The organism is Bacillus sp. BD48 (genome assembly GCF_046566805.1).
Lineage (GTDB): Bacteria > Bacillota > Bacilli > Bacillales > Bacillaceae > Bacillus > Bacillus safensis.
The window spans coordinates 239,896-251,857 of the sequence record NZ_JANGFM010000002.1 but is presented as its reverse complement, the minus strand read 5'-3'; the positions used below and the strand labels follow the sequence as shown (position 1 = coordinate 251,857).

11 protein-coding genes are annotated in these 11,962 nt (G+C 43.6%); 1 reads left to right on the top strand and 10 read right to left on the bottom strand.

Annotated features, from left to right (window positions below; all coding sequences use genetic code 11):
* Nucleotides 1-48: 48 nt before the first annotated feature.
* The 6 genes from ACLGGR_RS06250 to sigY form a co-directional block, all read right to left on the bottom strand.
* On the bottom strand, nt 49-1,440 hold the full coding sequence (locus ACLGGR_RS06250; RefSeq protein WP_410972712.1) for a copper amine oxidase: 1,392 nt from the start codon (nt 1,438-1,440) through the stop codon (nt 49-51).
* Between the two features lie 125 nt (nt 1,441-1,565).
* Nucleotides 1,566-1,679, bottom strand: coding sequence for a hypothetical protein (locus ACLGGR_RS06245; RefSeq protein WP_223251037.1), 114 nt, complete (start codon nt 1,677-1,679; stop codon nt 1,566-1,568).
* A gap of 82 nt (nt 1,680-1,761) precedes the next feature.
* Nucleotides 1,762-3,132, bottom strand: a complete 1,371-nt coding sequence (gdhA, locus tag ACLGGR_RS06240; RefSeq protein WP_024423873.1) for an NADP-specific glutamate dehydrogenase — start codon at nt 3,130-3,132, stop codon at nt 1,762-1,764.
* Between the two features lie 310 nt (nt 3,133-3,442).
* Nucleotides 3,443-3,655, bottom strand: coding sequence for a hypothetical protein (locus ACLGGR_RS06235; protein WP_039182469.1), 213 nt, complete (start codon nt 3,653-3,655; stop codon nt 3,443-3,445).
* A complete protein-coding gene (locus ACLGGR_RS06230; protein ID WP_410972711.1) occupies nt 3,652-3,963 on the bottom strand; it encodes a YxlC family protein in 312 nt (103 codons plus the stop codon). Before ACLGGR_RS06230 ends, ACLGGR_RS06235 begins: the two co-directional genes overlap by 4 nt.
* Complete coding sequence (sigY, locus tag ACLGGR_RS06225) at nt 3,960-4,493, bottom strand: RNA polymerase sigma factor SigY (RefSeq protein ID WP_251216151.1); 534 nt, start codon at nt 4,491-4,493, stop codon at nt 3,960-3,962. Before sigY ends, ACLGGR_RS06230 begins: the two co-directional genes overlap by 4 nt.
* A 461-nt stretch (nt 4,494-4,954) precedes the next feature.
* Between sigY and ACLGGR_RS06220 the strand changes: the two genes are divergently transcribed.
* Nucleotides 4,955-5,992: a pectate lyase family protein gene (locus tag ACLGGR_RS06220; RefSeq protein ID WP_251216306.1), complete on the top strand. Its 1,038-nt coding sequence runs from the start codon at nt 4,955-4,957 to the stop codon at nt 5,990-5,992.
* A gap of 57 nt (nt 5,993-6,049) precedes the next feature.
* On the opposite strand, the gene cydC is transcribed toward ACLGGR_RS06220, so the two are convergent.
* Genes cydC through ACLGGR_RS06200 form a run of 4 tightly spaced genes read right to left on the bottom strand, consistent with a single transcriptional unit; the run spans nt 6,050 to nt 11,927 of the window.
* On the bottom strand, nt 6,050-7,783 hold the full coding sequence (gene cydC, locus ACLGGR_RS06215; protein WP_410972710.1) for a thiol reductant ABC exporter subunit CydC: 1,734 nt from the start codon (nt 7,781-7,783) through the stop codon (nt 6,050-6,052).
* Nucleotides 7,773-9,509: a thiol reductant ABC exporter subunit CydD gene (gene cydD / locus ACLGGR_RS06210; RefSeq protein WP_410972709.1), complete on the bottom strand. Its 1,737-nt coding sequence runs from the start codon at nt 9,507-9,509 to the stop codon at nt 7,773-7,775. Before cydD ends, cydC begins: the two co-directional genes overlap by 11 nt.
* Nucleotides 9,509-10,525, bottom strand: a complete 1,017-nt coding sequence (cydB, locus tag ACLGGR_RS06205) for a cytochrome d ubiquinol oxidase subunit II (RefSeq protein ID WP_251216154.1) — start codon at nt 10,523-10,525, stop codon at nt 9,509-9,511. The genes cydD and cydB overlap by 1 nt, the downstream gene beginning before the upstream one ends.
* Nucleotides 10,512-11,927, bottom strand: a complete 1,416-nt coding sequence (locus ACLGGR_RS06200) for a cytochrome ubiquinol oxidase subunit I (RefSeq protein ID WP_251216155.1) — start codon at nt 11,925-11,927, stop codon at nt 10,512-10,514. The genes cydB and ACLGGR_RS06200 overlap by 14 nt, the downstream gene beginning before the upstream one ends.
* Nucleotides 11,928-11,962 lie beyond the last annotated feature (35 nt).

Genomic DNA, 11,962 nt, shown 5'->3' with positions numbered 1-11,962 from the left:
TCCTTTTGAAGAAAGGAACGGCACGATTGTGCACGTTCCCATCTGTCTTTATGAGTTAGAATTTGATGCCTTACGGCGATAGAGGAAAAATGCACCGGCTGCACCGCCTGCTAGGATTAAACTAGCGATCATTCCCGCAAATGCTTCATAGGACATGCCTAAAGGACCGGCTGTGCCTCCCATACCTGTTTTCGGCATTTCATTAGGCATGTTAGATTTGAACAGCTCAGGATGCTGATCAACAATCGCTGCTGCGACATCCTGACCAACCATGAACATATGACCGTAAGCCTCTCTCACAGTCGGATAAAGCTGATCATATTCGCCATTATGGTAAGATGTATATGTTTTGATCAGCTCATCAATATGTGTTTTCAAACCAGCCTCTAAATCCGCTGCCTTTAAACGTCCATCTGTTGCTTGATCTAGGAATTTCGCTTGCTTCATTCGATACGCATCTAAGTCTTTGACAGCCTTTTCTTTTGCTTGATCATCCCCTGATGCATCCGCTTTGACATAATCAACTAAATAACCGATATGGCTTGACCAAATGTCTTTGAATTGTTTTCCTGCATCCTTACCATAAACAGATGCAATCGCATCAGATAAATCATTTGTGTTTTCATTTAAAGCCGCTGCTGCTTGCTCAAAGTCCTTGCTGCCATCATTTCCTTTTTGCATGGCAACTACCGCAAGCGCCAAATGCTCTGAGAACAAGTAGTTTAAATCTTCACGAAGATCCGCTGCTGGTGTATCCACTGACTTTTGATCAAATTTCCCAGGAAATTGATCTGTGATGGCCCATGACACGCCTTTTCCTACCTCAAACATATGATGAATGGATTTTCTAACCGTTTCATAAGTCGTATCAAAATCCTTTTCAGTGTAGCTGTCAAACGCTTTTAGCAGTTCATTCACATGCATCTTCAAGCCTTCTTCAAGCTCACTTGCTTTTAGTCTGCCGCCTGTTGCTTGATCGAGCATATCGGCTTGTTTCATTCGATATTGATCAAGCTGCTTCATCGCTTTCTTTTTACCTGCATCATCTTTTTTCGCTGTGGCTTGTACATAGTCAACAAAGTAGCCGATATGACTTGACCAAATGTCCTTGAATTGTTTGCCTGCTTTTTTTCCATACACGGAGGCAATTGCATCTGATAAGTCATTCGTGTTGTCATTTAAAGCCGCCGCTGCCTGATCGAAGTCTTTACTGCCGTCAATTCCTTTTTGCATCGTGATCACTGCTAAATAGGCATGCTCTGAAAACAGCTGATCTAGTGCTGCTCGGAGATCTGTTGCTTTATTTGACACCTCTTGTGACGAAGGCGTCTTCTTCGCCTCCCCATGCATATGTCCTTCGTGTGCACTTGCGCTATGAGCCGCTGGGAATAGTAACGCTGCGCTCAGTGGAATGGTTAACATTGCTTTCTTCATGTTCATCTTTTATTTCCTCCTCTTTCCGTTTGTTATGTACTTAACGGAGAGAGGGAGAAAATAGATCATTCGATTCTATTATTTTTTTCTTACAACACAGGCTCTGTATGTTTGCATAAAAAAAAGCCGGATTATCCGGCTGATACGTTACGACGTTTAGATGCTTTTCGCTCTTTATATATTTTTCTCACCAATGGATAAATCACAGGTGCCCATTTGACAATTTGTTTCAGCCATTTTTTCATTTCTCCCGCGCCTCCTTATTGTCATTCTTAAAGGACGATTCCCCATCTTGTCATGAAATAAACAGGTGCGGGAGAGCAGGAGTTAAATCACGCCTTGTGCGATCATGGCATCTGCCACTTTACGAAATCCTGCAATATTTGCTCCAACCATGATGTTCCCTGAGTGTCCATATTCGTCTGCTGTCTCTGTACACTGACGATAAATAGACTGCATCATTTGTTTCAGCTGAGCATCTACTTCTTCAAATGTCCAAGATATTCTTGCACTGTTTTGTGCCATTTCCAGTGCTGATACACCTACTCCTCCAGCATTGGCCGCTTTTGCTGGCGCAAATAAAATACGATTCTCTTCAAATACTTTGACCGCCTTAAGAGTGGATGGCATATTGGCTCCCTCTCCTACAGCGATGACACCATTTGCCACAAGCTGCTGTGCATGCGCCTCTGATATTTCATTTTGTGTTGCACACGGCAGCGCAATATCACAAGGAACGGACCAAATTTGTTCGCAATCTTCAATTAATTCAGCATGCGGGTGAATGTCTATGTATGCCCCAATCCGCTGATTCTCGACTTCCTTGAGCTGCTTGATCGTCTCAAGTGAAATCCCTTGAGGATCATAAATCGCTCCGCTTGAATCACTGCAAGCCACAACCTTACCGCCTAATTCAATTACCTTTTCCATTGCATAAATAGACACATTTCCTGAGCCCGACACAACAACTGAACGCCCTTCAAATTGGAGCCCATGTGCTTTCAGCATTTCCTCCATGAAATACACCAGTCCGTAGCCTGTCGCCTCTTTTCTCGCTAAGCTGCCTCCGAATCCAGGGCTTTTCCCCGTGAGTACACCCGCTTCATAAGCACCGCGCATTTTCTTGTACTGTCCGAACATATAGCCAATTTCGCGTGCTCCTACACCAATATCACCTGCTGGCACATCTTGATCAGGCCCAATATATCGGCCGAGTTCACTCATAAAGCTTTGAACGAAACGCATGATTTCCCCATCAGACTTTCCTTTAGGGTCAAAATCAGATCCGCCTTTCCCTCCGCCAATCGGCATACCAGTCAGTGCGTTTTTAAAGATTTGTTCAAACCCTAAAAATTTGATAATGCTTGCATTAACGGTTGGATGAAAACGAATGCCTCCTTTATAAGGACCGATGGCACTATTGAATTGAACCCTAAATCCTCGATTGACTTGTACTTTGCCCTCATCGTCTACCCATGGCACTCGAAATACCACAAGCCGCTCAGGCTCAATGAGTCGTTCTAAAATGCCCTGTTTTTCATACTCTGGGTGCTTCGCAAAAACTGGGACGAGTGATTCCAAAATTTCTTTTACGGCTTGCTGGAACTCCTCCTCGCCGGGATTTCGTTTTTCCACCTCTTCTAACACACGGTGGATGTAGCTTTGTGCTGTTTGTGCTGCTCGATCTAAGGTCAACATGTCGCATCTGCCTCCTTGTAGATATCTCCACACTTTTAATTGTTAGATTTTCTAACGCATATTGAGATTAATTTAACACCAATTGTAAAATCTGATCAATATTGATAACAGATGAAAATGATGCCGAATTGAGATAGATCAAGCAGCCGCAGCGATTGTCTTAAAAATAAGCGCTCAAGGAATGACTAATGTGCTAGAAATGAACACGCGGATGTTTCTCGTCCCGTTTTCTTTGACAAATACATGAATCATGCTGAATTTCTAGCTGGTTTTCCATTGAAAAAAGGGTCAAAAGTTTGATCGGATGCACTCAATCTTTTCGGAGCTTCCCGCCTCTTTTTCGATCAGGTAACACGACACAAAGCCAATATAAAATAGAAGACGATGGAAAGTTAATGAGACCGACAATGCCCCAAAACCACTTGTAACGCCCTCTTTTCTTTGCATCCATAAATAAAAGAAAGCCCTGTGCAAACAATAACGGCAATACGCACAATAAGATGATCATTTCCGTCTGACTCATAAGGAAGACCCTCCTTTGATATGCTGATATTCCTTGTAGCCAACAATAAAGCAAACGGGTACGCTCACTATTTGGAGAAGAATGAAGATGATAGGCAAATGGGTAATGGCAGCTGCAAAGAGTGCCAGAATGGTCAAACTGATCAGAATGTATGCCAGTACTTCTTGTTTAAAACGCCTTTTCTCTTGTTCCTTCGCCTGTTTCAGCATCATCATGACAGCCTGCTCACTTGGCTTTTCCACTTCAATTTGTTCGTCTAGCTGCCGCAGCTCTTCTTTTAAACGTTCGGTCAAACGATCTTCCTTCATAAATCCCACTCCTTTCGAATTTTCTTTAATCCGTGATGAACCCTCGATTTCACAGTGCCTTCTCTCATTCCGAGCATTGAAGCAATTTCTGGATAAGTAAAGCCATAATAATAGTGCAGAATAATCGGCGCTCTCTCCTGAGCCTTTAATTCATTTAAAGCATCCCACATGTCATGCCATGTGTTCCCCTTTTGCTGAACGTCCCATTTAAAGCGGCGTATGGCCTCCTGGTTCGCTTTTCCTTCTCTCATTTGTTCACGTTTTCTTTTCTTCTGGTGATCTAAAAATTGCCTAGATGCAATCGAAATGAGCCAGGTTGAAAATAAGGCATCTCCTCTAAATGAAGAAAGTTTCATATACGCTTTCAGCATCGTTTCTTGCATGATTTCCTCTGCCAGCTCTTGTTGAAGGGTCAGCTTCAACATATATCGATAAAGAAAGGAATAGTGATGCCGATAAAGGGCTGTAAACGCAGCATCATCTCCCTGTTTTGCCCGCTGAATCAATAATGTCTCTTCTGTCTGCTCCAAACACGCCCCTCCTTTCTTTTCTTCTCTTATTCATGAGACGACACGGATGGCAATATCGTTTAAAATAGACCTTATTTTTTAGCATATCTCCTATGATTTTCGTTTTATATCCAATTTTTTCTTATGTAATGATTATGGCATTCCTTCTTCTCTAACAAAATGATGCGTTCGTAATCATCTTGTTTTTCTACCAAACGGAGAGCCTTCTCTCCATAATCATGAAGTCATCCTCATACCTATCGTCAATGGTCCTTATCTCATGAAGATGAAAATGAAATAATCATTGGCTTAGCTTCCTAGAAAATCATGGAATACGCTGCGTCTATTCTTAGCCGATGATACCTTTTTGCATGCTATGCTCTTCCTACATTCCGAATGAGGCGATGCTTGTGAAGAAAGGAGAATTGGTTGAATCACAGCTTATTTTGGAAACGTTTACATTAAAACAAAATAGAATGGAGATGTTGACTTTGAAGAGAAAAGTTCCAATGTTAGCCGGTGTATTAGCTGTTGGTCTCGTCACTTCATTATTTGCACCAAACGGGGAGGCAAAGGCAGCAGCCAAATACCCAGAAAGCCCTTCTATTATGGCCAACTTTAATCAACAAGGCTTCTCCACATTAAATGGCGGTACAACAGGCGGTGAAGGCGGTAAAACCGTGACAGTCAAAACTGGAAATGAATTATTGGCTGCTCTCAAAAATAAAGGAACAAATGAAAAATTAAAAATTGTTGTAGACGGGACGATTACCCCTTCTAATACATCAGCCAATAAAATCGATGTGAAAGATACAAATAATGTCTCGATCGTCGGTAAAGGGACGAACGGCGAATTCAATGGGATTGGCATTAAAGTATGGCGTGCCAATAACATCATCATCCGCAACTTGAAGATCCATCACAGCAAAATCGGTGACAAAGATGCCATCGGAATTGAAGGCGGCGCTAAAAACATATGGGTTGATCATAATGAACTGTACAACACATTGAATTCTGGGAAAGATGACTACGATGGTTTATTTGATGTGAAGAATGACTCTGACTACATCACCTTCTCGTGGAACTATGTACATGACAGCTGGAAAACAATGCTCATGGGCAGCTCCGATAACGATAACTACAATCGTAAAATTACGTTCCATAACAACCGCTTTGAAAACCTGAACTCTCGTGTACCGTCTATGCGCTTCGGGGAAGGCCATGTGTATAACAACTATTACAAAAACATCCTAGCAACAGCGATTAACTCACGTATGGGCGCGAAGATGAGAATTGAACACAACGTATTTGAAAACACCAATAATGCGATCGGAAGCTGGGACAGCAGTCAAGTTGGGACATGGCATGTCATCAACAACTCTTATATTAACAGTACAGGCAGTCTGCCAACGTCTTCAACAGGTACGTATAACCCTCCTTATAACTACTCTTTGCTTAACGTGAACAATGTCAAATCAGAAGTGATATCAAATACAGGTGTTGGTAAAGTAAACCCTTAAACCTCAAAACGTTCGGACAGAGATTTCCTGTCCGAACGTTCTTATCATTTCATTCATTTATATTGTAGAAAACGGACGATCCATTTCATACAGCTTTTGATAACGCGTGTTTTCTTTTAGTAAATCCTGATGCTGACCCTGCATCTCAATACGCCCGTCTTCAATAAACATGATGCGGTCACACGCCTCACAGCCAGTCAGGTGATGGGTAATCCAAATAACTGTTTTCCCTTTTAACACACGGAAGATGGTTTCCAGCAATTCACGCTCTGTCCGCGGATCAAGCCCGACGGTCGGTTCATCTAATACAACAACCGGCGTGTCCTGAAGCAATATTCGAGCTAACGCCATACGCTGTCTTTCTCCACCTGAAAATCGAACCCCTGTCTCCTGAACACCTGTATGATAACCTTCTGGCAAAGACTCAATGTAATCATGCAGCTGCACTTGTCTTGCTGCTTCTTTTACCTGTTCTTCTGTCGCCTCTGGAGATCCTAAACGAATATTGTTTAAAACAGACGTATCGAATAAATAAGGCTGTTGATTGAGTACAGACACATAGGCAGAGACCTTCTCTTGAATGCTTTGAACCGGTTTTCCTTGAATGCTGACAGCTCCTTGATTTGGAACGACTGCCCCTTCTAACAACTTTAAAATGGTCGATTTGCCTGCACCGCTTTTTCCTAAGAGCGCGAGTGATTCCCCTTGCTTTAGAGAAAAGGACAGGTCTTGAAGTACATATTGATGCGTGTCATACCGAAAGGACACTTGATCAAAACAGACCGCTTCATCGTGAGAAAGGGTTGACTGAGCCACTGCCTCACTCTCAGTTTCTCCTTCATATGACTGCTTTTCATAATGATGTAATCTGCTGGCAGCATGCTGATAAACGGGAATATCACCTGCCGCATCTGACAGCGGAAGAAAGGCTTCTGTTAACGGAAACAGCACAAGCACAAAGGCTGCAATCAGTGTGTGTGACATGGATCCTGACTGAACGACCGAGCCGCTCCAATACACGACAAGCACGACAGCTCCTCCAATCAAGAGCTGTGCCAAAAATTGACGAACGCGGATAAATCGGTGTTTGGCTGCTTCAAGCGCTAACAGCTGCGCTTCTTTTTGTTCATAACCATCCACAAAATCTTTCTGCCTGCCGCTGAACAGCCAGTCACTAACGCCCATGACTGCATCTGTTAAATGGCTGTACAGTTCATTTCTGCCTTTTTTCATTTGAATTTGTCTTGCCCGGTTCACAAGCACTGTGACGTATGGGAAAACGAATACGAGAAGCGCCATATAAAGCAGCATCAGTCCAGCAAAAGGCCATGAGAAAAGGCCAAGTGCGCCAATGGATGCGGCATATAAAAGCAGTGCACCGATAGATGGAAAGATGGTTTTTAAATAAGCGTCCTGCAATCTTTCCACATCATCTGACAAGAGACCAAGCATTTCACCTGTCCCAAGCTTAGTCTGTTTGGCACTTCGTTCAGCCATGTCATAGAGGCGTACACGCATTTTTTCAATCATTGTCAAAATGAGCTGATGGCTTGCCAGCCTTTCTGCATATCGGGCAGCAGAGCGCGATATACCAAAGGTACGTACAGCCACAATCGGGACGTAGACCATGAGTATATTCTCAGGTCTTGTCGCGGCTTTTGAAATGAGAAATCCCGACGTGTACATCAGCATAGAAGCAGAGAATACCGCAATGGCTCCTAAAAATAAAACCAAGGCAAACAGCTTTTGATTCTCCTTGATATAAGGTATAAACCAGCCTTTACTGACCATGTGTGACCGCCCCCATTTGCTCCTGTACCAATTGATAATACACGCCTTTTCTTTGCATTAATGATTCATGTGTCCCCATTTCTGCGACGGTTCCTTGATCCATGACAATGATTTCATCCATGTCCGGCATCCAATGGAGTCTGTGTGTCGCTAAGAACACAAGTTTATGTTCAAACAGTGGAAGCATTGTTTTCTTCAATTCATACTCTGTTTCAATATCGAGATGCGCCGTTGGTTCATCTAACAGCATAATGGAACGCTGGCCCAGCACAGTTCGAGCAAGCGCAATTCTTTGCGCCTGTCCGCCGCTTAACTCTCTTCCTTGTTCTCCAATGACCTCATCCAGTCCGTTTGGCAGCTGCGTAACCAGCTGAGATAAGCCAGCTTCATGCACCGCTCTTTCCACTTCTTCCTCTGCTGCATTTGGTTCATAAAAACGAATGTTTTCTCTTAATGTCATGTGAAATAAATAGGGGTGCTGCGGCATATAGACAACTTCCTTTTGCCATTCCTTCATCTGTAGATGACCAAGCGGCTGGCCGTTTAGCGTGATTTGACCCGAAGACGGTTCAACAAAGCCGCCGAGGACATCGGTTAACGTCGATTTCCCTGAACCACTGGCACCAATGATGCCGATTTTTTTCTTCCCTTTGACAGTGAGATCTACATCCTGAATGGAATAAGGGGCAAGTTCATCATGCTGGACATAAACATCCTGCAGCGTGAGCACGGATTGTTCATCCCACTTATTCAGCTTGACGAATTGTGTCTCCTGCGCGCGGAATCCTTTTTCTTCCAAAATGACCTGCATGGCTTCATTCGCTTCTTTTCCATTTAACGTTGCATGATAATCATTTCCCACTTCACGTACCGGAAGGAAATACTCCGGCGCCAGCATCAGCGCCGTCAAAGCCGGCAATAACAGAAGCTCTCCTTCAATTAATCGCAAGCCAAGAAAAACAGCGACGGTTGCAATCGATAGCATCGAAAAGAAATCGAGCGCAAATGATGATAGAAAGGCGACCTTCAGTGTGCTCATGGTCGCTTTTCGATACCGCTTTGACACCTCCGCAATATTACGGGAGTGTTTTTTGCTGATACCTAAGTAACGCAGCGTCTCAAGGCCTCGGAGAGAGTCAGTAAAATGATTGGATAATTTCTCATACGATCTCCATTGTTTGGCCGCTTTACGCTGAGCGACAAGGCCTAGCAAAATCATAAAAATAATTAAAATCGGCAGCGTCACAATTAAAATGACGGCCGATGTTTCATCTAATGTCCACACATAGATAAGGACCATTGCCGGAATGACTGCCATGTTCACCATTTTCGGCAAAAACAGCTGTAAATACTGACGGTATTGAGCAATTCCTTCCATTGCTAATGTGACAAGCTTTCCTGTCCCTTTTTTCTTTGCAAAGGCAGGCCCTAATCGAAAGAGTTGGTCTAGCAGCTGCTTTCTGACGTCTGCTCCAATTCGGGAAGAGTAGGTAAACATGACCTTCTCCCGAATCAAGGTGAGACCGTGCCGCACAAGAAAGGCAGCAAGAAACAGCAGGACATAAGGCGTTGCCTGCGAGAGGCTTTTCCCGTCAAACAGCGTTGTAATGGCATGTGCCAGCCACTGTGCTTGGAAAATAATACTTGCTCCTTGGATGAGTGACACAATACCTAAGAGGGCAAGAAGCCCTCTCATTCCTTTTAATTGAAGCAAACGTTTATCCATTAGTAGGTCATTGGCTCCTTACCGCTTACACGTTTACGGAAGACATAATAGCTCCAAATTTGATACCCAAGCACAAAGGGCAGCAAAGAAACGGCAACAATCGTCATGACCGTCAGTGAATAAGATCCAGATGCAGCGTTTTGAATCGTGAGATCAAACGAATGGTCGATCGAACTAATCATAACGCGCGGGAACAATGCAGTGAACAGCATGGACACCGTCACCATGATGCCTGCGCCTGTGAATAAGAATGTCCAGCCATCACGTTCTTTTCTCATCAAAACAAGAGCAGCTACATAACAAACCACAATCAGCACAGTTAACGGAATGGTGATAATCGGGCGTACGGTATAAATGTCTGTTTCAATGATGGACACACCGACAAATATAACAAGAACAGGGAGTGCAATGAGCAGGACACGCTGGCCTAGTTTTCTTGCACGATCTCTTAAGTCACCCTCTGTACGAAGTGTGACGAAAATCAAGCCATGCAGCAGGCAAAGAACCGTCACAGCTAACCCGCCGATCACTGAGTAAAGATTAACAAAGTCCGTAAAACCAGCGTACATGTTCATGTCTTGATCAATTGGCATCCCGCGTAAAATACTCGTGAATAACACACCGAGCAAAAACGGCGGAAGCAGACTGCCAAAGAAGATCACCCAATCCCACGCCTTGATCCAAGAGGCTTTTTCAACCTTCCCTCGGAATTCAAAGGCGACGCCGCGCCCAATGAGCGCTAAGAGGAGAACCGCAAACGGAATATAGTATCCGCTGAACATCGTGGCATACCAGTGAGGAAATGCAGCGAAAATAGCTCCGCCAGCTGTAATCAGCCAGACCTCATTCGCATCCCAGAAAGGACCAATCGTATTGATTAAAATGCGGCGCTCGTGCGCGTCCTTTCCAAGCAGCTGCATGGACATCCCGACACCAAAATCAAATCCTTCTAAAAAGAAAAATCCAACAAACAATACTGCGACAAGAATAAACCAAATCTCGTTAAGATATGCCATGATATGCGCCTCCATCAAATGGATCTGTAGACAGGTCCGTTTCATCCTTTTGATCTGTATCCTCTTCAGAATGTGCACCTTTTTTAATTTCTCGAATGAATAGGTATGCGAGCAAGATGGCAAGAATCAGATACATCGTCGTAAAGCTAATGACTGAGAACAACAGCATGCCATACGATACGTTCGGTGAAATCGATTGAGCCGTCGTCATCATACCAAAGACGGTCCACGGCTGACGCCCAATTTCAGTCATGATCCAGCCGGCTGAATTCGCAATAAACGGGAACGCAATCATCCCTACCATGAAGCGTAAAAACCATTTGTTTGTTTCGAGTTTCTTTCTAAAGCTCAAGTACAAACCAATCATACTAGCAAAAATCATCAGCATTCCGGCACCGACCATGATTCTAAAGCTCCAGAATGTTGTTTTCACTGGCGGAATATAGTCTCCAGGACCAAACCTTGCTTCATATTCTTTTTGAAGTGTCAGCATGCCTGGAACATCTCCACTGAACTTCGAATATGCCAAATAACTTAAAGCAAACGGAATATTGATCTCCGCAGAGTTTTCTTTTTTATCTGTGTCAATGTTGGCAAATAGTGTCCAAGCTGCTGGATCTCCACTATCCTTCCAAAGGGCTTCACTTGCTGCCATCTTCATTGGCTGTGATTTCATTAAGTGCTTCGCTTGATCATGTCCAGAAAACGCTACACCTAAGCCAGAAATTAAAGCGAGGACCATCGCAATCTGGAATGATTTTTTGAAAAAGGCGATTTCTTGTTTTTTGATCATTTTATAGGCACTAACTCCTGCAATAAAGAAAGCTCCTGTTGCCAGCGCACCAAACAGAACGTGAGGGAACTCAACCCAAAGCTGCGGGTTCGTCACAAGAGCGCCAAAATCATTCATTTCTGCACGGCCATTTTTAATGGCAAATCCAACTGGCTCCTGCATAAATGAGTTAGCGAGTAAAATCCAAAACGCCGAAAAGATCGTACCAAGGGAAACCAGCCAAATGCACAATAAATGAATCTTCTTCGGCAGACGATCCCAGCCAAATATCCAAAGTCCAATAAATGTAGATTCAAGGAAAAAGGCGAGCAGCGCTTCAATGGCAAGCGGTGCACCAAAAACATCACCGACAAACCTTGAATAATCTGACCAGTTCATCCCAAACTGAAATTCCTGCAGAATCCCTGTTACCACACCTACTGCAAAGTTAAGTAAGAACAGGTGACCCCAAAACTTCGCCATCTTTTTATAGATGTCTTTTTTCTTGACGACATAAAGGGTCTGCATCAATGCGACGATAAACACCAAACCTATTGACATAGGAACAAAAATAAAATGAAATAATGTCGTTGAAGCAAATTGAAATCTTGCTAAAAACAGCTCACTCACAGCCTTACATCCTCCCTTACTTTCACATGCCGAAC